Annotated in this window: 22 protein-coding genes; 11 read left to right on the forward strand and 11 right to left on the reverse strand. The window is 48.2% G+C overall.

Annotated elements, in window-relative coordinates; all coding sequences use genetic code 11:
- The first annotated feature begins 55 nt into the window (after positions 1–55).
- Complete coding sequence (locus tag CWM47_RS12250) at positions 56–829, forward strand: hypothetical protein (RefSeq protein WP_100988251.1); 774 nt, start codon at positions 56–58, stop codon at positions 827–829.
- A gap of 91 nt (positions 830–920) precedes the next feature.
- On the opposite strand, the gene CWM47_RS12255 is transcribed toward CWM47_RS12250, so the two are convergent.
- The gene (locus tag CWM47_RS12255) at positions 921–1,883 is read right to left on the reverse strand and encodes an alpha-E domain-containing protein (protein WP_100988252.1); all 963 of its coding nucleotides are present in this window, start codon (positions 1,881–1,883) and stop codon (positions 921–923) included.
- Between the two features lie 248 nt (positions 1,884–2,131).
- Here CWM47_RS12255 and CWM47_RS12260 point away from each other — a divergent pair, with 248 nt between their 5' ends.
- Both CWM47_RS12260 and CWM47_RS12265 read left to right on the forward strand, forming a co-directional pair.
- Positions 2,132–2,935 carry an NIPSNAP family protein gene (locus CWM47_RS12260; protein WP_100988253.1) on the forward strand — a complete coding sequence of 268 codons (804 nt, stop codon included), beginning with the start codon at positions 2,132–2,134 and terminating at the stop codon, positions 2,933–2,935.
- Positions 2,936–2,991: 56 nt separating this feature from the next.
- On the forward strand, positions 2,992–4,386 hold the full coding sequence (locus tag CWM47_RS12265; protein WP_100988254.1) for a Gfo/Idh/MocA family protein: 1,395 nt from the start codon (positions 2,992–2,994) through the stop codon (positions 4,384–4,386).
- Between the two features lie 135 nt (positions 4,387–4,521).
- On the opposite strand, the gene CWM47_RS12270 is transcribed toward CWM47_RS12265, so the two are convergent.
- The 5 genes from CWM47_RS12270 to CWM47_RS12290 all read right to left on the reverse strand — a co-directional run bounded on the left by CWM47_RS12270 (position 4,522) and on the right by CWM47_RS12290 (position 9,477).
- Positions 4,522–4,740 (reverse strand): hypothetical protein, encoded by a 219-nt coding sequence (locus tag CWM47_RS12270; RefSeq protein WP_100988255.1) that lies wholly within the window; start codon positions 4,738–4,740, stop codon positions 4,522–4,524.
- 128 nt (positions 4,741–4,868) lie between these two features.
- Positions 4,869–5,897, reverse strand: coding sequence for an OmpA family protein (locus CWM47_RS12275; RefSeq protein ID WP_240625879.1), 1,029 nt, complete (start codon positions 5,895–5,897; stop codon positions 4,869–4,871).
- A gap of 287 nt (positions 5,898–6,184) precedes the next feature.
- Positions 6,185–6,793, reverse strand: a complete 609-nt coding sequence (locus CWM47_RS12280) for a hypothetical protein (RefSeq protein WP_100988256.1) — start codon at positions 6,791–6,793, stop codon at positions 6,185–6,187.
- 150 nt (positions 6,794–6,943) lie between these two features.
- Positions 6,944–7,474: an REP-associated tyrosine transposase gene (locus CWM47_RS12285; RefSeq protein WP_100988257.1), complete on the reverse strand. Its 531-nt coding sequence runs from the start codon at positions 7,472–7,474 to the stop codon at positions 6,944–6,946.
- Between the two features lie 152 nt (positions 7,475–7,626).
- Complete coding sequence (locus CWM47_RS12290) at positions 7,627–9,477, reverse strand: ABC transporter ATP-binding protein (RefSeq protein WP_100988258.1); 1,851 nt, start codon at positions 9,475–9,477, stop codon at positions 7,627–7,629.
- A gap of 140 nt (positions 9,478–9,617) precedes the next feature.
- Here CWM47_RS12290 and CWM47_RS12295 point away from each other — a divergent pair, with 140 nt between their 5' ends.
- From CWM47_RS12295 to CWM47_RS12310, 4 genes are all read left to right on the forward strand, one after another.
- The gene (locus CWM47_RS12295; RefSeq protein WP_100988259.1) at positions 9,618–10,940 is read left to right on the forward strand and encodes a thioredoxin fold domain-containing protein; all 1,323 of its coding nucleotides are present in this window, start codon (positions 9,618–9,620) and stop codon (positions 10,938–10,940) included.
- Between the two features lie 331 nt (positions 10,941–11,271).
- Positions 11,272–12,543, forward strand: coding sequence for an Hsp70 family protein (locus CWM47_RS12300; protein ID WP_100988260.1), 1,272 nt, complete (start codon positions 11,272–11,274; stop codon positions 12,541–12,543).
- Between the two features lie 138 nt (positions 12,544–12,681).
- On the forward strand, positions 12,682–13,248 hold the full coding sequence (locus CWM47_RS12305; protein ID WP_100988261.1) for a low affinity iron permease family protein: 567 nt from the start codon (positions 12,682–12,684) through the stop codon (positions 13,246–13,248).
- Positions 13,249–13,434: 186 nt separating this feature from the next.
- A complete protein-coding gene (locus tag CWM47_RS12310) occupies positions 13,435–15,462 on the forward strand; it encodes a PAS domain-containing sensor histidine kinase (RefSeq protein ID WP_100988262.1) in 2,028 nt (675 codons plus the stop codon).
- 121 nt (positions 15,463–15,583) lie between these two features.
- Here the strand turns inward: CWM47_RS12310 and CWM47_RS12315 are convergent, their stop codons facing one another.
- Genes CWM47_RS12315 through CWM47_RS12325 form a run of 3 tightly spaced genes read right to left on the reverse strand, consistent with a single transcriptional unit; the run spans position 15,584 to position 18,850 of the window.
- On the reverse strand, positions 15,584–16,174 hold the full coding sequence (locus CWM47_RS12315) for a biliverdin-producing heme oxygenase (protein ID WP_100988263.1): 591 nt from the start codon (positions 16,172–16,174) through the stop codon (positions 15,584–15,586).
- The gene (locus CWM47_RS12320) at positions 16,171–16,602 is read right to left on the reverse strand and encodes a response regulator (RefSeq protein ID WP_100988264.1); all 432 of its coding nucleotides are present in this window, start codon (positions 16,600–16,602) and stop codon (positions 16,171–16,173) included. Before CWM47_RS12320 ends, CWM47_RS12315 begins: the two co-directional genes overlap by 4 nt.
- Before the next feature lie 7 nt (positions 16,603–16,609).
- A complete protein-coding gene (locus CWM47_RS12325; RefSeq protein ID WP_100988265.1) occupies positions 16,610–18,850 on the reverse strand; it encodes an ATP-binding protein in 2,241 nt (746 codons plus the stop codon).
- Positions 18,851–19,073: 223 nt separating this feature from the next.
- On the opposite strand from CWM47_RS12325, the gene rbsK reads away from it, so the two are divergent.
- The 3 genes from rbsK to CWM47_RS12340 all read left to right on the forward strand — a co-directional run bounded on the left by rbsK (position 19,074) and on the right by CWM47_RS12340 (position 22,999).
- The gene (gene rbsK, locus CWM47_RS12330) at positions 19,074–19,991 is read left to right on the forward strand and encodes a ribokinase (RefSeq protein ID WP_100988266.1); all 918 of its coding nucleotides are present in this window, start codon (positions 19,074–19,076) and stop codon (positions 19,989–19,991) included.
- Between the two features lie 58 nt (positions 19,992–20,049).
- Positions 20,050–21,594, forward strand: coding sequence for an ADP-ribosylglycohydrolase family protein (locus CWM47_RS12335; RefSeq protein WP_100988267.1), 1,545 nt, complete (start codon positions 20,050–20,052; stop codon positions 21,592–21,594).
- A gap of 220 nt (positions 21,595–21,814) precedes the next feature.
- Entirely contained in the window at positions 21,815–22,999 is a 1,185-nt protein-coding gene (locus CWM47_RS12340) for a hypothetical protein (RefSeq protein ID WP_100988268.1), read from the forward strand.
- A gap of 98 nt (positions 23,000–23,097) precedes the next feature.
- On the opposite strand, the gene CWM47_RS12345 is transcribed toward CWM47_RS12340, so the two are convergent.
- Positions 23,098–23,754 carry a hypothetical protein gene (locus CWM47_RS12345; RefSeq protein WP_100988269.1) on the reverse strand — a complete coding sequence of 219 codons (657 nt, stop codon included), beginning with the start codon at positions 23,752–23,754 and terminating at the stop codon, positions 23,098–23,100.
- Positions 23,755–24,017: 263 nt separating this feature from the next.
- On the reverse strand, positions 24,018–25,010 hold the full coding sequence (locus CWM47_RS12350) for a GRP family sugar transporter (protein ID WP_100988270.1): 993 nt from the start codon (positions 25,008–25,010) through the stop codon (positions 24,018–24,020).
- A 133-nt stretch (positions 25,011–25,143) separates the two neighbouring features.
- Between CWM47_RS12350 and CWM47_RS12355 the strand changes: the two genes are divergently transcribed.
- Complete coding sequence (locus CWM47_RS12355; protein WP_100993847.1) at positions 25,144–25,587, forward strand: DMT family transporter; 444 nt, start codon at positions 25,144–25,146, stop codon at positions 25,585–25,587.
- Positions 25,588–25,595: the final 8 nt, after the last annotated feature.

Here is a 25,595-nt window from a genome sequence, read left to right on the forward strand (position 1 = left end):
TATCCCACTCTGAGTTCGTTCCCTATCTTTGTGGGCTCAACAGCTTGACTTATTAATGAAGCAATTATTTGGTGCGTTACTAATTTTATCTCCACTATTCACCTATGCGCAATCGCCAGTATCAGCCCGCCTTAGTAGTGGTTATGATTTAGGTATGGCCTACTCGGAAAGCCACTACAATCCGTCTCTCACCTATTACCAGTTGATAAATATTGGCGAGCATAAAACGTTTTCGCTGGGCTGGACGGGGCGTCTGGCCGCTTTTTACGGCGACAACCTCAACTACTACACAGCTCCCGCTCGCCTTACACGCGGGAAAAGCGGATTCGGGGCCCTGAGTGGGCCGCTACTTGTCGATAACATCGATACGGTTCGCTACGACTACGTGTCGATGACCTCGTTTAATTTAGGGATTCGGGCGCAGGTAAATTTGGGGCTGTTGGAATTGGGTGCAAGTGCTGACCTGTTGGGGTTAAGTTTCGGCAAGTCACGAACAGGACGTTATCAGTCGTCAACGGGTCAGTTCAACATTCAATCCAGCACAGGAACCGATTCGACGACGGCTTTTTACCAGGGTTCGAATACCTTTCAGAAATCGCATCCAAGTCTGATGAATCTACGCTTACTCAGCGATAATGACAGAGGTACGCTCGCTACCGAAGTATATGCCAGACTTAAAATCGGCCAGCGAATTGGCGTTAAAGTGAGCTATCAATGGCTCACGACCGAGACAACCGTTTCTAAGCGCGATGTAATTTCCGACAATAATCGCTTTCGAAACCGGGCAAACATGGCGTATATAGCCCTAACGATTCCGGTGTTTTATTAATGTTGAATGAGCGAATGAAGGAATGAGAGAATGGATTTTGGGAAGTACTTACTCATTGCATTCTCTCATTCCTTCATTCGCTCATTCAACATTAAACCTCTATCGGTTTCAAATCGAAATAGGTCTCGAAGATCGTGCTCCCGATTTTGTTGGTACGCGTCTGAAAATCGTCGAGGTACTGGTGCAGGCCTGCTTTGAAAATATCGGCAGTTTCCGTGAATTCAATTTCTGTACGGAGCTTTGATAATGATCGCTCAGCTATATTACCAAAGCCGTTAGTAATATTGTTTCCCGAAATTTCGTAGAGCGATAGTTCAGCCTGCCGGATGCAGTGCGCTACAGCACGCGGGAACATTTTATCGAGAATAAGAAACTCCACAATGCTCGATGGCGTGAGTGCCCTGTACTGTTGGCGGTGCATATTATACGCACTAACCGACTTTAGCACTGCCGACCAGATCATCAGATCGATAGTTGAGCCAACAGCTTCTATCTCAGGCAGCAGCGTAAAGTATTTCACATCCAGAAACCGGGATGTTTTGTCGGCCCGCTCCAGAAAACGCCCTAGCCGCCCAAAATGCCAGGCTTCGTTTCGCGTGATTGTCGCGTCGATAATGCCATAAAAAAGCTGAGTGCTGTTGCGTATCTCCGTAAAGAAATGCTGCGTCTGAATTTCGCCCCATTGCTGATTAGGCGATGTGTCGCGCACCATCAGATAAAACTGATTCAGGTGTTCCCACATTTCCTTCGAAATGATCTCGCGGATGGTGCGGGCATTTTCGCGGGCGTAGCTCAGACAGGTAACAATAGAGTTTGGATTACGCTTATCGAACGTCATAAACTGGATAACATTCTCCCGCGTAGGCTCCTTATAATATTTCACAAAAAGATCGTGATCCGCTGTTGCAATGAGCAGAGGCTCCCACTGTTGATCCACATTGGGCGGCAAATCGAGGGCGAGATTGAAGTTCACACTCATAAAACGAGCATAGTTTTCGGCCCGCTCAATGTATCGATGCATCCAGTAAACAGAATTGGCAACGCGACTCAGCATAACGTATAAAATTGGGATAAAACGGTGGATGACCAACAAAAATAGGCCTTTTTGACCACTTAACAACTAAAGACAGCCAACTAAAGATTTCTCACCAAATGCTGACATATAAAACTAACAGGCAATCTTGGTAGAAATATTGACAGACAATTGAATAAAATAAGGTTATGCGTTTTTGATGGGGTTAGAAAATGGGGCTAGATTACTTCTATTGTCAAAACACTTTATTACTTCGTTTCTGCAATATTATGACAGACAAACTGTATTCACTATTCTTGTTTAGCCTGCTTCTCTGCACGGCCACTTTTGCCATGCCCAACCCAGGTTCACCCAAACCCGCTGAATCAGTCACGACAGCGCCAAGTTCTAAATTTTATGAAGTAAGAATCTACTACCCAACACCAGGTAAATATGCCGAAATCGTTGATCGTTTCCGTCAGTATACGACCAAGATATTCGAGAAACACGGCATGGAAAACATTGGTTACTGGACACCCACCGATACCGCTCGCAAAGAACTGATCTATATTCTGGCCTACCCAAGCCGCGAAGCGCGCGATGCATCCTGGAAAGCTTTCGGTAGTGATCCTGAATGGAAAGCGGTGGTAGCCAAAACCGAAGCCAATGGCAAACTAGTCGACCATGTCGATCAGATTTTCATGACCGAAGCCGACATATCGCCCAAGCTTAAATTAAGTCAGAAATCGCCGGAACGGACGTTTGAATTGCGTACCTACACGTGCACCCCCGGCAAACTGCCTAATCTGCTAACGCGTTTCCGCGATCATACCATCAAGTTATTCAGCAAGCATGGCATGACGAACATGGTCTATTGGGTTACCCAGGAAAAAGATCCAAGCGTTCAGCCCAAACTGGTTTATATTCTGGCCCACCCCAGCGAGGCCGAAGGAAAAGCACACTTCGAAGATTTCCGCAAAGACCCCAAATGGATTGCGGTTAAAGATGCCTCTGAAAAAGAAGCGGGTGGTTCGCTAACGACAAAAGTTGAGTCAATTTATATGAAACCAACCGATTATTCGCCTATTAAATAACTCAGGCAAACAACCTTATTTATCAATCGGTTTCATAACGTAAAATAAACAACGTTATGAAACCGATTGATCGTTTAGTGAACAGCTTACTTGGCAATCCGGCGATGTCAACATTATCTCGTCAGGATTTTCTTCAACTCACGGGCCAGGGTCTGGCTGTTGGCGCATTGGGCAGCACCCTTACTTCCTGCGAGAAAAAACCGGAAGCAAATACCGCAGCCGTTGAAACAGCCAGCACGCCTGGCGGGCCCGTTCCAAAACTCCCCGCTACTTCGCCCCCGGCCCAAGTCCCTGCCGACTCTACCAAACCTATTGAGCTGGAGCAGATAAAAGCTAAAACAGAGCAACAGGAAGGGCCCACCCCTACACCAATGGCCGCAGATCAGCGCGTTGGCTATGCGCTCGTTGGCCTTGGGCACCTGACACTCAATCAGATTTTGCCCGCTTTCGGTGCTTGTACAAAATCGAAAGTGGTGGCTTTGGTGAGTGGTAGCCCCGAAAAAATGCAGAAGGTGGCCGCGCAATATGGCATTAAAGAATCGAGCTGTTACAGCTACGCCGACTACGACAAACTCAAGGACAATAAGGAAGTACAGGCTATTTACATTGTGCTGCCCAACGGTATGCACGCCGAATACACCATTCGGGGGGCGCAGGCCGGAAAGCATATTCTCTGCGAAAAACCGATGGCCAACTCCGTGCAGGAATGCCAGGCGATGATCGACGCCTGCAAAAAAGCGGACCGCAAGCTCATGATTGCCTACCGAATTCAGTATGAGCCGCATAATAAGATGGTGCGCGAGATGGTACAGACAGAGAAATTCGGGAAGGTAAAAAGCATTATTGCCAACAACGGCCAAAACTCCGATAATCCTAAACACTGGCGGTTTAACAAGGCATTGGCTGGTGGAGGGTCTTTACCCGATGTGGGGCTGTATTGCCTGAACACGATTCGATTTGTACTCGCCGAAGAACCTACGGAGGTAATGGGCTACGTTCACAGCACGCCCAACGACCCACGATTTAAGGAAGTTGAAGAGCAGGTAAACTGGTTAATGAAGTTTCCAAGTGGTGTGCAGGCCAGTTGCGGAACCAGTTACGGCCATCATGACGATAAGAGCTATCGCGTTTTGGCCGACACCGGCTGGATTAAAATGGACCCGGCTTTTCCTTACACAGGTCTAAAGCTGGAAACGAGCCAGGCGCAGGGTCAGGAAAATCAAATTATCCAGCATAACATTCCCGATAAAGACCATTTCTCCACCGAGATGGACCACTTTTCGGAATGTATTCTGGACAACAAAGTGCCATTTACACCCGGCGAAGAAGGACTTCAGGACCAGAAAATCATGGAAGCTATTTACCAGTCGGCGCGGGAAGGGAAACCGGTTAAGTTGCCTGCCGTGAGCAAGAAAGATGCGTTTAGAGGGCCTGAACCTAAAACTGCCTGACAGCGCAAGCCATCTCGATAAGGTTTGTTGGCTACTTTCAGTTGCGCAGTTTGATCGAGCGTTTTATTTATCTGCCGAAATTGAGCGATCAGTTTCGGCAGATAAATAAAAAATAATCTGCTTGTTTTTTAAACACTAATGGTCGGCGTCTTCATTGAGTTTCTGCCCTGCGAACAAGCCTGAAGCGTCATTTTCAATAAAAAAATGGGCTATCACACATACAATACATATAACTATAATGGCAATCAGGAATAATAGTAGGTCCGGCATACCTAGAGCCATTGAATCTAAAATACATAAAGGCACAGCTATGGTAAGCATTACTAAATAAACGGGAGCTTTTCGTTCGTGCATAGTAGTATATAATTTTAGATAATTACTAATATTAACAATATTTAAATAAATGTAATATTATATTTATCATTTCAAAAATACGTAAATAAAATATGAGATTAAATTTACGTAAAGACTAAAAAAATACCTCAATAGTATAGTATAATAAATTCCACCCGCCTGTTTTTCCGTCGGTTCTCTTCGTTGTTATTCGGAGCGATGGGGTCAATTGGGCCGCGCCCAAGGGCACTAAGCCGGTTTTTAGCAATTCCTTTGGTAACGAGGTAGTCAATAACAGCCTGGCATCGATCGCGGGAGAGCTTTACGTTTAAATCGAAATCGCCCTGATTGTCGGTATGACCACGCAGTTCGATTTGCATGGCCGGGTTCTCCGCGAGCATAGAGACTAGTTGATCAAGTTCAGGAAACGACTCAGACCGTAGAATGGGCAAGCTCTGGTCAAAATAGACATTTTTCAGTTGCACGGGCTTACCATTTTCAACTGAACCGAACGGCTTATTTGTAACGGCTGGCATCTGTATGCTGCCAGAGAGTGTTGGAGCCTTTATAATCGGTTTTGCAACTGGCGTTTCCACGAATGTCGACTTCGCCGATTTAACTACCGCTTCAGGAAGCGCCTGAGCTTTGGTAACATCCGGTGTCTTCTTACGCGTCAATATGACCCGTGCTTCGCTCTGCATACTGTCCAGTTTGATGGACTTTGTAAAATCGCCGTAGCCACTGGCCGAACTGGTCAACTGATACATTCCTTTCCCAGGAAGCTCCGTTTTAACCACACCGGTAGTCGAATCGGGAGTTAGCAAGAGCGTTGTGTTGCCGGCTTTACCCGAAACTGTAAAATGAGCATCGTGGATTGGCTTGTTCGTCCGGCTATCGACTGCCCATACGGTCAACGAAATGGGTGCTGGGTCGAGCTGAGCGTCAAACTCATAGCGATTACCCGTAGGCGACACGGCAATGGTCATCGTGCGTTGGGCAGACTTGTACCCGTCTGCGTTAACTTCAATAGACAGATTATCAGGCCTTTCGAATACACGTGTAAGTTGCCCATTGGTTATGGCAATACGCTCCGTTCTATTGGTAATACGTGAAGTCATAACGGCAACAGCCGACGCCAGTGGCTTACTGATATCAACCGAAAAAACTTTGATCGTCAATAGACTGGGTTTGTTTTTTCGGACAGAATCTGCTGGTCTTGCTGTTGCTATAGTCGGTTTATACCTACCTCCAGATGCCTTCAGACGTGAGTAATCAATAACCTGACTTCGAACATGACCAGAACCGACGAGCAGAAAACACGCCATCAGTATCAGTAGTACCTTTCCACTGTGCAAGGTTATAAGTTGCCTATTCATCTGTGGCCTTGATTGATACTACTTCTGTCTTCTGCACCCACTTTGCCGCTACTACCATCCGTAACATGCATCAGATTCTTCACCATAGATTAATGATGAGCTGTAGTCGACACCGGTGGATTTATCATTATATGTGCCCGATGCGTACCGGGGTCCATGATCCAGGGCATACCCGGTGCTTCGGGTTTGAGCGGTAAACCAGTGCTTTCGGCAGTAGCATAGGGAATATAGACAACTGAGCGCATATATCCGTCCTTCACCTCACCCGTAGCCGCAGTAAAATCTTCTTCTTTGGCCGTGTAGGAGACTAACGATGATGGATGGCTCGGCATGATCAGCTTCTTATCCTTTACTTCCTGCTCGCGCATCGCCAGAATCTCCGCCGGTTTTTTACCGGCCTGTTTCAGGATTCGGCCACGCTCCATGAACGGGTCGAGATCGCGGTGGTAACACGACACGCTCAATCCTTTTTGAGCGGGGTCGTCGGCCAGACAGATCAATTCATTGGTGCCCTTCCGCAACACGACGAACTGATTTTTATCCGAGTAGCCATACACCGTAGCTCCATCGCGCTTATCGGCCGGGGCTGCCAGCACGGCGGTTTTAATTTGTATATCAGGTGCTGGAATGGTTGGCGTTTGGGCCAGTGCATTGGTCAGTAACGCGGGTAAGGCAATGAAAGTAAGGGTGATTTTCATAGTTATTAGATGGTTTAGAGCTTATGGCGCGAGGCTCTGGCCTCGTGTCTACTATTACCCGGCCTCTGGCCGAAATATAAAGAATGTGAACAGTCCGGCCAGAGGCCGGGTAATAGTAGACACGAGGCTAGAGCCTCGCGCCATTATTATTCAATACGGACTTAAATGTAAAGCCGTGTCTGGATTGGCGCTACTGTAAATATAATTCTGTGGCTCGTTAACCAGACCTGCCTTAACTGGATTCTGATGAATATACTCAATCTTCTCGTCGATCCAGCGATTCGATTCCAGACTAATGGGGTGATTTCCATGTACCCATACTTGGTATTCAGAATTATTGATCTTCTGTTTAGCAAAGTACCGAAATAAATATAACAGCCAATCTCGCCTGCTTTCTTCACTATGATCCTGAATCAGTTGCAAGAGTTGCTTTGCGGTAAAACTCTTGAAGTCGCGCATAACTGGACCAACTTCACCCGACTTAACATCGCAAACCATATGAATGTGGCTCGGCATTATACAGAATGCATATACGCGCAGCCCCTTCCTGGCAATACAGACGTTCAGGTTACGGATAATCTCGTCGCAATATTCCTTTCGGGTAAATAAATCAATCCAACCAACAATTGTAAACGTTACAAAAAACAAACCGTCTTTGTAAAATCGGTACTTCTCCGACATAGAAATGGTGTGAACAGTGTGTAGGATGGCGCGAGGCTCCAGCCTCGTGTCTGGTATTCTCCGGCCTCTGGCCGGGTTAAATAAAAAGCAATACAATAACCCGGCCAGAGGCCGGAGAATACCAGACACGAGGCAGAGCCTCGCGCCATCCCCTACTGATAACCCCGTGCCTGCAAGCCGAACAGCTCGGCGTAGCGGCCATCTTTTTCCAGCAGTTCATAGTGGCTGCCAATTTCGAGAAGGGTACCATTTTCCAGTACCAGAATCCGGTCGGCCATGCGAACGGTGCTGAACCGGTGCGAAATAATGACCGACGATTTTCCGTCCGTCAACTGGCCAAATCGCTGGAAAACTTCGTACTCGGCGCGGGCATCGAGAGCGGCTGTAGGTTCATCCAGAATAATAAGCTGGGCATCGCGCATATACGCCCGGCCCAGCGCTACTTTCTGCCATTCACCCCCCGACAGTTCAACGCCTTTGCCAAACGAGCGGCCCAGTTGCTGATCGTAGCCACCAGCAAGTTTAGCAATGACCGTATCGGCCAGACTGCGTTGCGCCGAGGTTTCGATACGGGGCTGATTTGTACGCTCGTCAATATCACCCACAGCAATGTTTACTCCCGCCGACATTTTGAAGCGCGTATAATCCTGAAAAATGACACCGATATTGCGTCGGAGTTCCATCAGATCGTACTCTCGAAGATCATAACCATCTAGAAGGATCCGGCCCTCAGCAGGGTCATAAAGGCGAGCTAATAGCTTAACAAGCGTCGTTTTACCAGCGCCGTTTTCGCCAACGAGTGCCAGTTTCTCTCCTGACTGAAGTGTGAAGGAGAGATTACGTAAAGCCCAGCGTTCAGAATTGGTGTACTTAAAGCCAACGTTCTCGAACACAAACCCTTCGCGAATCGGACTTGGGAACGGACGTATATTTTTGGGCGAATGAATAAGTGGCTTGATGGCGAAATAATCAAACAAATCCTGCAAATAGATTGCCTCTTGAGTGAGACTGCTAAACTGAAGCAAAATGCCCTCCAGCGAACCCCTCACCTGCCGAAATGAGCCCGCCAGAAATGTCAGATCACCCAGTGTTATTTGGCCGCTTATAGCTCGCATCACAATCCAGACATAAGCCCCATAATAGCCCGCCGTTCCCAGCGCGGTGAGCAACGTTCCCCAGCCTGCGCGGCTGATGGCCAACGCCCGGTTCTTTAGATAATACCCCCACGACAATTCCTTGAATCGGTCGATCAGGAAACCTGACAAACCAAAAATCTTAACCTCTTTTGCGGTTTCATCACTTGCGCCAATGTAACGGAGGTAATCGAGTTCGCGCCGTTCGGGGGTCCAGGAGCGGGATAGTGAATAACTACGTTGATTGAAGTAGTTATCCCCAATAAACGAGGGTGTTACGGCCACCAGAATCAACAGTAACAACCACGGATTATAGACGGCCAGACCAGCCCCCAGAAAACCCACCGAAATCAATTCCTGCACCTGCCCGAAAACACCCGAAAGCAGCACCGTGCGGCCGCTTGTCTGACGTCGGGCGCGTTCGAGTTTGTCGTAAAAAGTAGCATCTTCAAACTGTTCCAGATCGAGCGTGGCAGCGTGTTCCATTAGCTGAATAGACGTCTGGTTGGCGAACAGATCGCCCAGTAAACTGTCCATCAGGGCCACCGCCCTGCCTAGCGCAGTTGAGAGAATAGCCAGTCCAAACTCAGCCCCAACCAGCCACCAGATGTACTGAGTATCCTCGGTCGCACTCTGTTTGGAAAGGGCTACAACCTGATCAATTATAAGTTTGCCAACATAGAGCGTTGCCGCCGGAATAGCCGCCCGAATCAGGCGGAGGGCCGCATTGCCAAGGAAAAGCCCCGGCGAAACTTCCCAGACTAATTTAAAAAATGCGGGCAGATTGCCCAGTGCCGCGAAGCGTTCACGCCAGCTTACCTGTTCCTTCGTATCAGCGGGTTTAGTATGTGGAATTTCAGACTTTGCCATATACAAAAAAGACAAGGCCAGCGGGGGAATAGTTCATCGCAGGTAAGCCAGCGTTCGCGACAACACAGTTGGCTATGAACAACGCGAGGGAGGGCCGCACACTAGTATTAGCTTTACAAATTTTTGTTGTTACTTCCCGAATGAAATTATTCGTTTCAGGTCTAACGCTGCTCATCTTTCTGATTGTCACGTGTGAACTTACGGCTCACAATAGTAGTCCAATAGTCAGCGACCAAACGGGTATTGTCTTTTTCAAAGGTTCCTGGAAAGACGTGCTCGCCGAAGCCAAACACCAGAATAAACCCGTGTTTCTGGACGTCTATACAAGCTGGTGTCCACCCTGTAAACGCATGGCTAAGGAAGCGTTTCCCAATCCAAAGGTGGGGACAAAATTCAACGTCCATTTCATTAACTATCAGCTCGATGCCGAAAAAGGCGAAGGCATACAGTTAGCCAAACAATTTGCTGTGGCCAGCTATCCAACCGCGCTCTACATTGCGCCCAACGGCGATTTAATTTACAGAGCCGTGGGTTACAGTGGCATCAATGGGATGCTCGATCAGGCCGATCGTATGCTGGATCTGCCCCGATTGCGCACCACTCTCGCCAAAGGGGATAATGATTTTGTCGAGGGTAAGCGCGACTTGAATTTCCTGAGAAGGTACGTAAAAACACGTCAGAGCCTTAATCGGCCCACTCATGATGTGCTCGATGCCTATATCGACGCCTTGCCCGAGCATGAGCAGGCAACCAGCGAAACACTAACTTATGTTGCCGAAACACTCGAATCATCAGACACGAAGGCATTTGGTTTTTTGATAAAAAAGCGTCCATTGATACGCTCATCTGACCTAACCAGTCAACAGTTAGTAACAACTATTTCCGATGCGTTAGCCCGTGCGCTGACTAACGACTTTAAACAGGCCTGTGCTACTACAGACGAAGTGCTATTGGAAAAGACTATCCGAAACAGTGAGCGAAACACGGCATCGGCCGAATCATTCGGGACGCAGCAGCAGAGCCAGCATCAGGCTACAGCCAATCGTTACCGGCTACAATTTTATAAGCAAACCCGAAACTTTGTAAAATACCGGACCATTGCAGAACCTATCGCCCAACAGCAACTGATGGTTGTGTCGGCAGGTGAGTCCACCAGATTAGCTGCTGATTCAGCAACACAACAGGAAAATGCTGTGGCCCATTCGCTTTACGAAATTGCCGATACGTACCGCGAACTGGGCACTTCGCCGGCAGACTGGCAAGCTGCAATAACCTGGGCCACACGATCTATTGACCTACATCGTAGCCATGAGTACCTGAACACCTACGCGCTGTTGCTATACAAACTTGGCCAGAAAGAGGAAGCCATAAACGCACAGAAAGAAGCCATTTGCGAAGCCGAAAAAGTAGGTCGGCACACCGAACAGTATAAAAACGAACTGGCTAGTATGAAAGGAAATTAATGTCTGAGTGATGATGGCGCGAGGCTCTGCCTCGTGTCTAGTATTCTCCGGCCTCTGGCCGGGTTAAGTTATATAGTTTAGCAAACCGGCCAGAGGCCGGAGAATACTAGACACGAGGCAGAGCCTCGCGCCATCATCACTCAGATATTAGCCTCGCGCCATCATCCTCATCAATTTTAATGCCTACATACGTTTTTACAGCACGCAAAACCCATTTTTAAAGGTAAATTTGCGCCCTTTTATTTAATTAAAGTCGTGCATACCTGTTTCTATGTGTCATCTATTCTGATACAGAAGGTGATTTGCGCGGTGCTATTTGAGACAGATCGGAATGACAACAGTTTCTTGCGGAATAGATTTTGGCACATCGAATACAAGCGTAGCCATTGATAAAGACGGCGAAATCAGCCTGGTACCCGTTGAGCAATCTCATGTAACTATACCCAGTGCCATCTTCTTTCAACGGACCGATAATAAAGGAGTGTATGGACGAATGGCCGTTAATTTATTCCTCGACCGTGAGCAGGGCCGTTTCATGCGTAGTTTAAAGCGGGTGCTGGGTACCTCGCTCATGAAACAGGGGACCGTCGTTAACGGTGTATCCATGAATTTCTCGGCCATCATAACGTCTTTTCTAGAACACGTAAAAAATAAAGCTGATTTGACTGCGGGTCAGGAAATTGAGCATGTCATTATGGGCCGCCCCGTTCATTTTGTCGACAACGACCCCGAAGCCGACATCCGGGCACAGGCCGAATTGAGTGTGATTGCCAAACGGATTGGATTTAAACACATCGACTTTCAGTTCGAGCCTATTGCTGCGGCCTTTGCTCACGAAGTTCGGCTGAGTGGCGAAAAGCTGGCCATTGTCGTCGATCTGGGTGGCGGAACGTCTGACTTTACCGTCATAAAACTCTCAAATAAATACATCCACAAGCCCGATCGAACGTCTGATATTCTGGCCAATACCGGCGTTCGGGTTGGGGGAAATGATTTTGATAAAGAGCTAAGTTTATCGGCCATTATGCCCGAACTGGGTTACCGCAGTACATATGGCGATAAAAATCTGGAAGTGCCTATAAAACAGTATCAGGATCTGGCCGAATGGAGTAAGGTGAACTTTTTGTATACCACCAAACTCATCATGCAAACCCGGCAGATCCTCCATCAGTCGCACGACAAAAAACGATACAGTCGGCTGTTGAACGTGCTGGAACACGAAACGGGGCACACGCTTTTGTCGGCTGCCGAGGAAACAAAAATTGCTCTTACAGACCATCAGCAGCATAAGGCTCTGTTCGATTTTATAGAAGAAGACTTTTCGATAACTATAAAACGTGATCTTTTTGAAAAGTCCATTCACGGCGAAGTTGAAAAAATAGCCGCTTCGGCCCGGCAGTGCCTTCAGGATGCGGGGGTTAAAAAGGAAGATATCGACCTTGTTATTCTCACCGGCGGCTCTACCGAAGTCCATTCCATACAAACCGAATTTAAACGACTCTTTCCCAATGCGGCCATTGCTGACGAGAATAAACTCTCCAGCGTTGGTCTCGGTCTTGCCTATGAGAGCCGGAATAAATTTGGCAATAACGGTTTTCATTGAATAACAGGATTCGTCTGAAAGCGAGGGCCAACTGACGTCAAAAAGGCATTTTCTGGCATTAGTTGGCCTTTTTAATTTCATAAGGCACCCTGCTGCATCGTTTACGTAGTAATCATCCTTTTTAACTTTCCTGCTCGTATGAATACCAATTCATTTACCAAATTTTTTGAGCGATTTGCCTCTAAAGCAACACAGGCTACAGGCTCTTCAACCGCTTTTTTGATGGCGTTACTTACGATCATCATCTGGATTATTACCGGACCTGTTTTTGGTTATTCAGACACATGGCAGCTTGTTATCAACACAGGTACGACAATCATTACCTTTTTGATGGTCTTTCTGATTCAGAAATCGCAGAATAAGGACTCATTGGCTATGCAGCTTAAACTCAATGAGTTGATTGCCGTAAACAACAAAGCCAGCAATCGGCTGCTAAATGTAGAAGATCTGACCGAAACAGAACTACACGCGCTACATCAATTCTTCGGCAAATTGGTCGAAAAAGCGAAAACAGAAGCAAACCTGTCTGAATCGCACTCCGTTGAAGAAGCCGAAGATATTCATGAAGACAAAGTTGAGGTTTTAAGACAACGGCAAGCCGATCGCCGGAAAAATAGACCAGCGTCAAAATCGACTGCTCTGCCGAATGTAAAACCATCCAAAAAATCGTCTAGCCCTAAGAACACCAGCAATCCCGATCAGTAAGGTTACAGGCCCTGGACCGTCTGGAGATATTTTAAAGACGTTTTGTCTGTAATTTTGTTTAGCATGTAAACAGGTTTTTAGTCTGAAAACAGGCTCGTTTACCAGCAACTAACTTCGATACGGCTATCGAACGGTTTATCTTTTTCGTAAAACTGGTAAACTATATTTTCCAGACAGTATCAACGCATGAATCAGCCTTTTGCCGCTCAATCAACTTCTCTTCTACCAGACGAAGAAGCTTTGCTTCGACGTTCTTATGATCAATTGCAAACAGCCCTTAGTATTGGGTTGATTGCTACCTGGTTTTGGGACATCCAAACCGATAAAGTTTACGGCGACTTGAATCTTTTCCGGCTGTTCGGCATCCCAGAACATTCCCTAACAGTTGGACTTCCACTACACACATTTACAGATCAAATACATCCTGACGACCAGTCGCGGGTTACTCATCTCATCAATGAGGCCATTCAGTCAGGTACGATGTATGAAGCAGAATTCCGCACCATGCCTGATGGCCCCATGAAGTGGGTCCTTGCCCGGGGAAAGGCAACGTATGATAAAGATGGGCAACCCCTTACCCTGTCGGGAGCACTGGTCGATGTCACAGAACGCAAGCAGGTTGAACTGCGCTCACAAATAGCCGAAACCAGTCTTCGGCTTTCCGTTGAAGCGGCACGAATGGGCACCTGGGACTATCAGCCCCTTTCAGGTGAGTTAACGTGGTCTGATCGTACAAAAGAACTCTTTGGTCTCCCTTTAACAGCAGCTATAGACTACAACGTCTTTTTGCAGTGTGTTCATCCCGACGACCGAGAAGCAACTGACCGGGCTGTGCAGGCCATTTTACAGCCAGACAGCAACGGGCGATTTGCCTGTGAATACCGAATTGTGGACACTAAAGGCGGGCTCATACGTTGGATCCGATCAAACGGACAGGCTTTTTTTAACGAGCAGGGAGCTGTTTACCAATTCATTGGTACCGTCATCGACATTACTTCTGACAAAGAAAATGAGTCGCTCTTACAACGACGTGTTGAGGAGCAAACGTACATTCTGGAACAACAGGCACATCAATTGCGGACAACGCTGGATGCTTCCATCAATAGCATTATTGCCATGACCGCTCTACGAGACGACACTAATACGATTGTCGACTTCATGATGGATACGGCTAATGAAGCGGTCATAAAAAGTAATTTCATGACACCCGAGCAGATAATTGGCCGAACATTATTAACGGTTTTTCCGGGCAATAAAGAGAACGGCTTTTTTGATCTCTATGTACGGGTTGTTGAAACGGGCAAGGCGGAACAAAGCAGTCAATATTACCGGGATGAATTTGGTCTTGAAGGCTGGTTTGAAGTATCGGCGGTTAAGCAGGGTAATGATGGCGTGGTGGTTACTTATAATAACATCACCGAACGAAAACGGGCCGAATTGGCTGCTTTGCAACAAGAGAAAGAGCTCAAAGAAGCCAATGCTGAACTCCGCCGTTCCAATGAAAACCTTCAGCAATTTGCCCACATTGCCTCGCATGATTTGCAGGAACCACTCCGGCGCATCCAGGCGTTTAGTGACATCCTGCAAAACCAGTTTGTCGACAGTCTTTCCGACGGTGAGCGGGATATGGTTCGTCGTGTTCAGAAGTCAGCTCAACGAATGCAGTTGCTTATCAAAGACCTACTACTTTACTCGCAACTCAGTACCCAGCGCGACTCGTTCACAACGGTATCCCTTACGAACGTGCTTTCAGATGTCGTATCGGATTTAGAGATGACTATATCCGAGAAGAATGCAACTATTGATGTAGCCCCCTTGCCACAGGTTTATGGAAGCGCCCCGCGACTTCGGCAACTTTTTCAGAATCTGATCACCAACGCGCTCAAGTTTTCATCACCCGGCGTCTTACCGCTTATTCAAATTCGTTTCCGGGCGGCTCAACCTAACGAACTCCCCGCCGACCTGCACGATCAGGCAAGCCAGCCTTTTTGGTTGATTTCTGTGGCCGATAATGGCATTGGGTTCGATGAACGTTACAAAGACCGAATTTTTACACCCTTCCAGCGCTTACATAATCCAGCCACGTATAGTGGAACAGGCATCGGTCTGGCTATTTGCCAGCGCGTTACCGAGAGTCATGGCGGGAGCATCGATGTGAGCAGCGAAGAGAACAAAGGCTCAACCTTTAAAGTGTTTTTGCCTGCGCTTGTTTAACCACAGAGACACAAAGTGCATAGAGGTCAATTGGGGAATTAAGTTCCCTCTTCAACCTCTGTGCACTTTGTGCCTCTGTGGTTAAATCATTTTTTTGATTGGCGTGCAACAACGTCCGCCATCAATTAATCTGGCTTATTTCTGGCTGGTTTTGCAGTAAAACGCGTTGATAAAGCGCAAATGCCCGACCCGCCGAGGCCACCACATCATCGGCAAAAGGTGTACCCTTCTGAGTCAGGAACGTCCCGAAGTTCTTCCAGTTACTACCGGTAGCGGGGCCGTAACCCTGATAGAACCGGGCATGTGTCAACAAGGGTTGAATAGCTTCGTTTTGCTGCAACAGCCGCCCTATAATCGTGCCGCCTAACATAGATCCTTCACCAACGTAGGTAGCACCCAACAAGGCAACGGGCGACCAATCGGCAAATAACTCGGGCATAGGCGCGGGTAATGTTGCCTGTAAGTAGGCCAGATCAGCTACCAGCCAGGAAGTTTTCCGGCGAATTTCGGGCTCATAGTCCTGAAAAAAATCGGCATGGCTGTCGATAGCCGTTTCCAGCGCCTGATGAAACACCAGGTGAGTACGCAATAAATGCGTATAGTCAATAGGCGAAAGCGTACCGTTACGTAGTGCTTCTGTATAAAAAAGCTGCTCGGTTTCTTCATGCAATGGTCGCGTTTCCTGCCGCAACCGGCTCAGCAAATCACTCATTTGTAGTCAATTCGGGTATTGTTCTCCAGCCAGAAATCGCACATTTTTTCAAGGACAGCACCTGTTGCCTGATAGCTGCCGGGTTTTACCACATAGGCATTGATACCTGCTTCGTAGGCCGATTTAATGTCTTTAGGATTATCGGACGTACTAAATGCCACAATAGGCAGATAGCGTGTGCGCGCAAAGGCACGCGTTTGCTCCAGCACGTCAAGACCACTCAAACCATCCAGATTCAGATCGAGGAGGAGCAGTTTTGGCAGGGTTGTTTTCTGTTGCTCATATCGCCCCTGCTCTCTTAAATAATCAAGGGCTTCGGAGCCGCTGCTGAAAACGGTGTATGTGATGGATCGATTCAGTTTCCGTATCAGGCGACCAAATATGTCCGCATCGTTCGGATTGTCTTCAACATATAGTACGTCGATCATGCCTTTATTATGTTGCCGGTATTACTGGAAATGAAACAAAAAAGGTAGTGCCCTGGTTTGGCTCGCTATGGAACCAGATTTTGCCCTGGTGCCGGTTAACAATGCGTTTGACAATGGCCAGCCCAACCCCCGACCCGTCGAAGGCGCGTGCATTTTCCAGCCGCTTGAACAGGTCAAATATTTTGCCGGCCTGTTTCATATCGAAGCCAATGCCATTGTCCTCAATCGAATAAATAACTTCGCCATCGGTTTGAACGCCTTTAATCCGAACCACTGCTTCAGTTGTCAGTTGGGTGTATTTGGCCGCATTACTCAGCAGGTTTGTAAACAGCTGGAGCGCCATAGTAGGGTCGGCCTTGATAGCCGGCGTTTCACCAATGTCGAAATGGAGCAAACGATCTTTTGTCGTTACCATAATTTCTTCCCTGATGCCGTCCAGCAGTTGACGCATATCAATCGGCTGCGTATCCAGTTCAGAGCGCCCCATTCGCGAATAGTACAGAATATGGCGAATAAGCTGGCGCATCCGATCAGTCGAGTCGATCACTTTTTGCAGTAGAGCCTGTGCATCGGGCGTCAGATCAGCCCCATATTCTTCAACTAAAATTTCTGTATAACACCGAATGGACGATAAGGGCGTCCGTAAATCGTGCGATACCGTGTAACTGAAGGCGTCCAGTTCTTCGTAAGCCAGTTGAAGCCGCTGGTTCAGCAGCCGGATTTCGTTGGCCTGTTTCGTTACGATCTGCAAAATATCTTCCCGCAGTTTCACCACAACCGAAATTTCGGCTTCGCTCCAGGGCTCAGACGTATTATGCACAATTTCGGTCCAGGCGGCAAAACTTTTACGGGGACTCAGCCGACGTGTTCCATCATCTTCGACGGTTACGGGCTTGTCGGGGTTGCCTGCCCACGTAACCTGTTCGATACGCTCAGGCTTGAACCAGAAAAGGTACTCGTTCAACTCCCTCGACAGCACGATGGTCAATAAGCCCGCGCCCACAGCCCTAAATGTTTCGGCGGGTGGGTATAGATTGGGCAGTTGGTTGGTTTCCAGAAACGATTCGGTACCGGTTGCTCCTACCCAGTCGCCTAGTGCCCGAATGGCGTTTTCATCTGGCGTTGCACCTAGTCGATATACCTTGTTGTTGAACAGTAAAGCGGCTCCGGTGGCCCCGGTCACATGGAGGGCAGTAATAGGGAGCTTCGTGAGGGCACGCACCACGTCGTCGCTCAGCAAGAGCTGCTCATGCAGTTGCTGACCTGTTTGCTGGTATTGAAGAAGGTTTGTCTGATCCTCTTTGTCTTTGCGGAACTCCAGAGAAGCCGACAGCAGCTGGCTCACAAATTTTGCTGCCTGCCGTGCCGGAAAATCGACAAAGCGAGGGCTGGTGTTATGGCAGGAAATCAAGCCCCACAACTCACCCCGATACAACAGCGAAATACTCATAGACGCCTGTACGCCCATGTTTTTGAGGTATTCGATATGCACCGGCGACACGGCCCTCAATACCGAGTGTGTCAGGTCAAGCGGTTGATTCTCAGGCCAGCCGGGCTTCGACAGAATGCGGGATGGCACACTGCCCGCATCGGCAATCATACGAACCAGATTGACCTTGTATAATTCGCGTGCCTGCCGGGGAATGTCTGTTGCCGGATAATGCAAACCCAGAAAAGGCTCCAGATCATCGTCTTTTTCTTCGGCAACGACCTTCCCATGCCAATCGGGCCCAAACCGGTAGACCATTACCCGGTCATAGCCGATAATACTTTTCACACGCCGGGCCGTATTTTGTAGCAGTTCGTCGAGGGTTCGACTGGATTGTACTTCGCTGAGTGCCTGAGCAATTAGTTGCTGATTGATCGACAGGTTCTGGTCATTGCCAATGGGTTCCCATTCGAGCAAAATCAGCCCCTTATAGTAATGAATAATGAGGTTCCAGTACTTACCGTTCAGGTGTAACCGATGTGGATTCATAGACTCCCACGATTCGTTACGACCAACTACATTCAGAATTTCGATTAACGTACTACCGGGTAGATCGGTACCGGTCAGGAGCTTACTAATAGGTTGCCCCAACAATTGCGCGGCCTCTATACCAGTTAGATCGACTATATTATCGCTGGCATGAACAATAGCGTACGTGTCGGGCTGTATGGCAATCAGATAGCCATAGGATTGAATATGACCGAGAATATGAATTGGCTCCCGTTCGCAGTTTGTTAAATCAATAATTGATGGAGTCATTGACAAATAGCCTATTGATAGCGAACGAAATCGTGTAGGCTGGCGAACGAAAACGCGGAACAGAAAAACGCATAGTGACAAAGTGCAATATAAGCATACGGCTTCAGGAACTAAAGGAAACCTGTCAATCGCACAGATCGCACATATATAAAAACGATAGAAAGAGTAAATGTTTACCCATGAATGTATTTATTTGAAAAAGTACACCTAATCACCCGAATGCATGTCTGCACAAATTTTAGTCATTGGTAGTTCAAACACCGATATGGTTGTAAAAGCCGACCGGCTACCGGCACCCGGCGAAACCGTAATTGGCGGTACATTTCTGATGAACGCAGGCGGAAAAGGGGCTAATCAGGCTGTGGGTGCCGCCCGGCTCATTACCAGTGCAGACTCGCGGGTAACGTTTGTCGCCAAAGTGGGTGCCGATATTTTCGGGCAGCAAGCGGTTAGCGGCTTTCGGGCCGAAGGTATCAATACGAATTATATCCTGACCGATACCGACCATCCGTCGGGGGTGGCGCTTATTAACGTCGATGCCGCTGGCGAGAACTGCATAACCGTTGCTCCCGGCGCAAACGCTCATCTGCAACCAAACGAAACAGATGCCGCTTTACAGGCTGTCGACGCTGATTCACTGGTGTTGCTCCAACTCGAAATTCCGCTGCCCACCGTTGAACACGCGGTCGAACAGGCCGCCAGCCGGGGGTTACGGGTCATTCTGAACCCTGCTCCGGCCAGGGCGTTGCCATCGAGCCTGTTTCCTAATCTGTTCCTGATCACGCCCAACGAAACCGAAGCCGAATTACTGACGGGAATCCGTGTAACAGACGTGCAAAGTGCCGAACAGGCCGCCTTGACACTGCACGAGATGGGTGTATCCAATGTAGTGATTACCCTCGGCGTAAAGGGCGCGTATCTGCACACAGGCTCCGAAGGGCAACTGATCACCACAGCAACCGTTGAGGCCGTGGATTCAACGGCCGCTGGCGACTGCTTTAACGGAGCCCTGGCGGTAGGCTTGTCGGAAGGGCAATCGCTTCCCGATGCTATTGCTTTTGCCTGTAAAGCCGCGTCTATTTCTGTTACCCGTATGGGTGCGCAGGCGTCCATGCCGCACCGAAACGAATTGCAGGCTTAAAGCTCCCTGTTCATCTTTCACTCCGGCGACTCAGTTTCGCTCTTTCACCCTTTCACTCATGAAAACACTCCTACTATCTGCCCTGACACTAGCGCTGTCGGCAATGACGCCACCCGCTAAAGTGGCTCCTAAAGCTGTTACTCTCGCCAAATCGGTTATTCAGGACAAAATTAAAGGTGGCTGGGCGGGTCAGGTCATTGGCTGCACCTTTGGCGGCCCGACCGAGTTCCGGTTTACGGGCACGATGATTAATGATTATCAGCCCATTCCGTGGTACGATGGCTACATCAAACACACAATGCTCAACAATCCGGGCCTTTACGATGACCTGTATATGGACTTGACATTTGTGGATGTGTTCGAGAAAAAGGGCATCGACGCACCCGTTTCCGAACATGCCAATGCTTATGCCAATGCAGATTATATGCTCTGGCACGCCAACCAGGCCGGTCGGTACAATCTGCTGAACGGCATGAAAGCACCCGAATCAGGGCACTGGCTCAACAACCCCCACGCCGATGATATTGATTTCCAGATTGAAGCCGATTTTTCAGGGCTCATGGCTCCCGGAATGCCAAACACGGCGGTGCAGCTTGGCGACCCCATCGGTCATATCATGAACTACGGCGATGGCTGGTATGGTGGGGCGTATGTGGGCGCTATGTATTCGCTGGCGTTCCTGTCGACAGATGTTAATCACATCGTAAAGGAAGCCCTCAAGACCATTCCGGTGCAGAGCACGTTCTACCAATGCATTTCCGACGTCATTAAATGGCATGACCAGTACCCCAACGACTGGAAACGCAACTGGTTTGAGATACAACGAAAATGGTCGGATGAAGTGGGCTGCCCTGATGGCGTATTCCGTGCCTTTAACATCGACGCCAAAATAAACTCGGCGTATATTGTTCTGGGCTTGCTTTATGGCGGGGGCGACTTCACCAAAACAATGGAAATCAGCACCCGCGCCGGACAGGACTCCGACTGTAATCCAGCCTCGGCGGGCGGCATTCTGGGCACTATGCTTGGGTACGACAAACTACCGGTTTACTGGAAACAGGGTCTGAAAGAAGCCGAAGATATTGACTTCAAATACACAACTATGTCGCTTAATGACGTCTATGCAATGGGCATGAAACACGCTCTGCAGGTCGTAGAACGAAACGGCGGCAAAGTGACCGGCGATCAGGTAACCATTGCCCTGCAAACACCCAAAGCCGTGCGGCTCGAACAAGCCTTTACGGGTCATCATCCCGTTTTGTCAACCTCGATCAACAAAGACCTGGACACTGACTACAGCGTTGATTTTGAGGGAATTGGTTTTGTTCTTCGGGGTGAAGCCAAACCCAAAAATCGGAGTTCGTGGGGCTATGAAAGTCCGTTCGCTTTCACGGCTGAAGTTTATGTGGACGGCAAGAAAATAGAAACGGCAAAGCTCCCCGTCGATTTTACCCACCGCCGGCATGAATTGTCCTGGAAATACCAACTGCCAAAGGGTAAACACACACTTCGTATTAAACTCCTGAATCCTGACGCCGAACATGTTGTGCATATGTCGGATTTGCTGGTGTACAGCGACCAGCCGGTAAAATCGAAGCTGTAGTTTTAGTTCAAACAATAGACTTTTATGAAAGTAAACAAAACGCGATTTTGTCATCCCGACGGAAGGAGGGATCTTCGGTAAACCGGGAAATTTCATTTCTACCGAAGATCCCTCCTTCCGTCGGGATGACAAAACTAAACCAACAACAACTTACTCATTATCAAATACTTACTCTAAAATTAGTTATTATTGACGTTAGTTTTAGTTCCTATCCAGATTCATGCATTTCCGCCTGCTCTTCCTGCTTCTGATTCTGATACGCCCGGCTTTGGCGCAGCGGGTGGTGTTGCCCACGCTGCACAACAATCCGGCAGGAGAATTGCAGGTTTACCGCGAAAATCTGGCATTACTACGGCAGGAACACCCTACCCACCGCGAGCTTCCTAATCTGAAGTTTTTCCTGTTCGGTATGGGCGACCGACTAAAACTCATTTATCGGAATGGGCGGTTGCTCAACGCATTGACCGGGAATATTGAAGAACAATGGCAGGTGACGCAGGAAATCATTGTGCCATCGGCTTATCTGGTCCATCTGGTTCTGGCCGACGGGCAAATCGTGCAGATTCAGGAAGATGAAACAGGCGTGTGGCTGCTACAGCCAAACAAGCGGCCCAAGTTGATACCGGGTACACGCAGTCGGGTAAACTTACCTCGTTTTGCGGGCAAACGCTTTGGTCCGGTGCTGCGGGTGCTGCACCAGGAAATACTGATCAACGTTATCCATGGTCGCCCTGTCCCGAACTTCCTGGTATATCAAAAACCTCGTTATCGTGATGCGGCTTCGATGGCGATGGTATTACGTCAGACAAATAACCTGATGCTTATTCATGATTGGATTATGGCTATTCATGATCCTTTCGACCGAAACAATAACGATATCCTCGACGCTGATAACCCCGGCGAAGTACTGTTTCTGGTGTCATTAGTGTCAGACAAGACGCATCCGGTTGTACAGATGGTGCTGAATTCAATCAGGCAATTTGAGAAAGATAATTACATCGCTGGAAAATCTGACAATACCGAACACCCTGTTTATCAGACAAAGTGGTTTAAGTACGGCCTCAAATCGCTCAACCTGCCCGATCGCTACAGTATTCCAAAACAGTATGATAGTTACTCGTCGCTGGTGTGGTGGGCATACACCCATGACCATGTAGAAGGCAAAAAATTCAGCGAAGATTCGGGCCTCAACTATCCATATTTAAGTTGGGCAGAAGATCATTTTTATGCCGGAAACAGAGGGTTTATTGGTACTCTTGACTATCCCTTAAGTTGGGAACAACACGCCGACAATGCCCATTACCCCGGCCTTACGGTGCTCGACAAAGACCTCGTCAAGCAAAAGTTAGCCTTTCCGCAGGCCTGGCACGCAGCCGAAATGTTTTTGCTGCTCGAAAAGCAATGACTGGATTTACTAGTACTACTGCGAGGATTCTAATTGACGTTATATAGGCCATAACGTCAAGATATGGCCTATATAACGTCAATTAGAATCCTCATCTATTAGTGCGTACCGCCAATGGTAATACCCGCCTTCAGGCTCAGGTAACTGTTATCAGCTTTCAAGGTAAGCCCTGTTGCTGCGTTTTTAACACTGGTGTTGCTAACCAGATTATAAGCTGCTTCCAGATGGAGTATCTTATATTTTACCCCTACTCGGCCCAGCCCCCCAACGGCGAATGTCGTTGGCAATGGATAGGTAACGGATGGGTTCCCTGACGACTGAAAGGTTTGTGAACTGGCATCGGCATAGTAAAGTCCAGCCCCAAGGCCAACAAACGGTTTGAGACCAGTACTTGTACTAATCACATAATTTGCCGTTACCGCCCCCGACATAATAGACTTAGCCTTGCTTGCATAATAAATATCGTTTTTCAGAGCTTCAGACCGCTGGATGAACGCCTGTTCAAAACGCAGGCCAACTTCCAGATTTTTAGATAGTTCAAACTGGGGTTCAATGCTGTAGACAACGCCAGCTTTAGCAAAACCATTTTCTCCCGTATTGAGCGGTGACGCATAGCCACCGGCGAGTGTCATTTTAAATAAGGGCTTGTTTGATTTGGTTGATTTTGCCGGTTTCGTCGGTGTGGCAGGTGCAGCGGTTTGGGCATTGGCTACAACAGAGACCATTACCAGCATGATAACGAATAACTTACGCATAAGAAATTAATAATTGTGTACTTGATGATTAACCGATTTTACTGAAGTTAGCCTTCGTTCGGCAAAGATGATCATTTTACAAATCAACCTATCCAACCAACCAAAAAACGGCAAACCCCAGTCTATCCTTATACAAGTAATGACCCGCTTCCGTTGCAGATGGTTGTTATTCATCCAGTAAAATTATACCTGTTTCAGTGATCCAGGCGTGTGTAGTTGATTCGTATCTGTCAATCCGATCGCATCACCCTGCCGTTTTTACATTATTTGGCGTAGATAATGAGCGCCAGACCCAGCACATAGCATAGGCCCATAAGAGTCAAATACCGGTTAGATGTTGCAGGGGCCCCTTTAAACTCATGCCAGATAAACACCCCCCACAAAACGGCGATAATTGTAGCTCCCTGCCCCAGTCCATAACTAATTGCATAGCCAGCTTCCCCCGACGCCAGTAAACTCGAAGCCATGCCCAGGCACCAGACCATGCCCCCCAGCATACCAATCCGGTGATTCCGGCGGCTCACATCGCTGTAATCAATCTCCCCATCGGCAGGTTTACTGGCATACCGGCGTAAAATCGGCAGAAACACCGGTGTACTAACAACTACACCAAGAGCAAACAGCACCAGCGCCGTATAGGGTGTAAGTAGACCCGGTCCGGGATTGGCGAAATCAGGAGCCATAGCTCTGGCTACGAAATAGAAAAAGAAACTCATTAAAAAGCCACCCACCAGCGAGATGATGAGCCCCTGAGTACTAACAGATCCATCAGTTGTTGCTTTGGCGCGATAGGCCAATGCGCTGAACACAATAGCCAGAAAAATAGAAAACACACCGCCCGATAGTAAGCTAATATTACCAACCGGCGACAGAATGTAGTTTACCACAACACCCAAAATCAATGCCAGCCCAATACCTACCGGCATGGCTACCGAGAGCCCCGCCAGTTCAATGCCAATCACAATCAGCACATTGGCTATGTTAAACACAAACCCACCCACCAAAGCAAAGAGGATGCTTTGTGTATCGCCCTGTTTAATATCGGTTAGAAAAGATCGCCCGGAAGTGCCAAAGCTCCCTAGTGTAAAGGCCAGTAACAAACTCAGAATCAGTATGCCATATGTATAATCTCGATAAAAGATGGTTGTTGGAACAGACTGCGTGGCTAATTTTTGCGTATTGGCCCAGGAGCCCCAGCAAAGCATGGTCAGGAAGCAGACGACAACCGCCAACGGGTAGTGAGAAATAATAAACATATTCGACTGAGCTTGTTTAGGTTAGGTTTATCAGGCAATCTACAAAATGCATTACTCACGACAAAGCCCGTTCTGTTTATAAAAGTTGAGTAGACGGTAAGGCTACGCCTTGTAGTTGGCTACCTTTGCAGGCATGAATTACATCTACATCCTCTTTGCTTTTCTGGTTGGTCTGGCTATTACTGTTCAGGCAGGTGTTAATGCTAATCTGCGGCAAGCGATGGCCAGCCCTATTCTGGCAGCCGCTATTTCGTTTGGTTCCGGCTTCATCGCCTTGCTTGTCCTGTTCTTTGCCTCCGGCTCATCAACTCCTTCGCTGGAAGCCATCAAACAGGTAAGCTGGTGGAAATGGATGGGTGGGGTTATGGGCGCAGTGTATATGATAACCGTCATTGTTAGTGTGCCAAAGATCGGTACCGCTAATCTAGTAAGCCTGAGCGTGGCGGGCCAATTGGTAGCCGCCATTATCCTCGACCATTATGGATTGCTGGGTTTCGCTATCCATCCGGCCAACGGCTGGCGTATGCTGGGTGTCATGCTGATTGTAACGGGCGTTTTGCTGGTGGTGAAAAACTAAGTGTATGG

The organism is Spirosoma pollinicola (assembly GCF_002831565.1).
GTDB classification, from domain to species: Bacteria; Bacteroidota; Bacteroidia; order Cytophagales; family Spirosomataceae; genus Spirosoma; species Spirosoma pollinicola.

Excerpts from the sequence above, each read along its gene's own strand:
- CWM47_RS12335 (WP_100988267.1), top strand. The coding sequence starts at position 20,050 with ATGAAAACACTCCTACTATCTGCCCTGACACTAGCGCTGTCGGCAATG.
- CWM47_RS12305 (WP_100988261.1), top strand. The coding sequence starts at position 12,682 with ATGAATACCAATTCATTTACCAAATTTTTTGAGCGATTTGCCTCTAAA.
- CWM47_RS12345 (WP_100988269.1), bottom strand. The coding sequence starts at position 23,754 with ATGCGTAAGTTATTCGTTATCATGCTGGTAATGGTCTCTGTTGTAGCC.
- CWM47_RS12280 (WP_100988256.1), bottom strand. The coding sequence starts at position 6,793 with ATGAAAATCACCCTTACTTTCATTGCCTTACCCGCGTTACTGACCAAT.
- CWM47_RS12325 (WP_100988265.1), bottom strand. The coding sequence starts at position 18,850 with ATGACTCCATCAATTATTGATTTAACAAACTGCGAACGGGAGCCAATT.
- CWM47_RS12270 (WP_100988255.1), bottom strand. The coding sequence starts at position 4,740 with ATGCACGAACGAAAAGCTCCCGTTTATTTAGTAATGCTTACCATAGCT.
- CWM47_RS12350 (WP_100988270.1), bottom strand. The coding sequence starts at position 25,010 with ATGTTTATTATTTCTCACTACCCGTTGGCGGTTGTCGTCTGCTTCCTG.
- CWM47_RS12295 (WP_100988259.1), top strand. The coding sequence starts at position 9,618 with ATGAAATTATTCGTTTCAGGTCTAACGCTGCTCATCTTTCTGATTGTC.
- CWM47_RS12250 (WP_100988251.1), top strand. The coding sequence starts at position 56 with ATGAAGCAATTATTTGGTGCGTTACTAATTTTATCTCCACTATTCACC.
- CWM47_RS12320 (WP_100988264.1), bottom strand. The coding sequence starts at position 16,602 with ATGATCGACGTACTATATGTTGAAGACAATCCGAACGATGCGGACATA.
- CWM47_RS12340 (WP_100988268.1), top strand. The coding sequence starts at position 21,815 with ATGCATTTCCGCCTGCTCTTCCTGCTTCTGATTCTGATACGCCCGGCT.
- CWM47_RS12265 (WP_100988254.1), top strand. The coding sequence starts at position 2,992 with ATGAAACCGATTGATCGTTTAGTGAACAGCTTACTTGGCAATCCGGCG.
- CWM47_RS12355 (WP_100993847.1), top strand. The coding sequence starts at position 25,144 with ATGAATTACATCTACATCCTCTTTGCTTTTCTGGTTGGTCTGGCTATT.
- CWM47_RS12315 (WP_100988263.1), bottom strand. The coding sequence starts at position 16,174 with ATGAGTGATTTGCTGAGCCGGTTGCGGCAGGAAACGCGACCATTGCAT.
- CWM47_RS12300 (WP_100988260.1), top strand. The coding sequence starts at position 11,272 with ATGACAACAGTTTCTTGCGGAATAGATTTTGGCACATCGAATACAAGC.
- CWM47_RS12290 (WP_100988258.1), bottom strand. The coding sequence starts at position 9,477 with ATGGCAAAGTCTGAAATTCCACATACTAAACCCGCTGATACGAAGGAA.
- CWM47_RS12260 (WP_100988253.1), top strand. The coding sequence starts at position 2,132 with ATGACAGACAAACTGTATTCACTATTCTTGTTTAGCCTGCTTCTCTGC.
- CWM47_RS12310 (WP_100988262.1), top strand. The coding sequence starts at position 13,435 with ATGAATCAGCCTTTTGCCGCTCAATCAACTTCTCTTCTACCAGACGAA.
- CWM47_RS12255 (WP_100988252.1), bottom strand. The coding sequence starts at position 1,883 with ATGCTGAGTCGCGTTGCCAATTCTGTTTACTGGATGCATCGATACATT.
- rbsK (WP_100988266.1), top strand. The coding sequence starts at position 19,074 with ATGTCTGCACAAATTTTAGTCATTGGTAGTTCAAACACCGATATGGTT.
- CWM47_RS12285 (WP_100988257.1), bottom strand. The coding sequence starts at position 7,474 with ATGTCGGAGAAGTACCGATTTTACAAAGACGGTTTGTTTTTTGTAACG.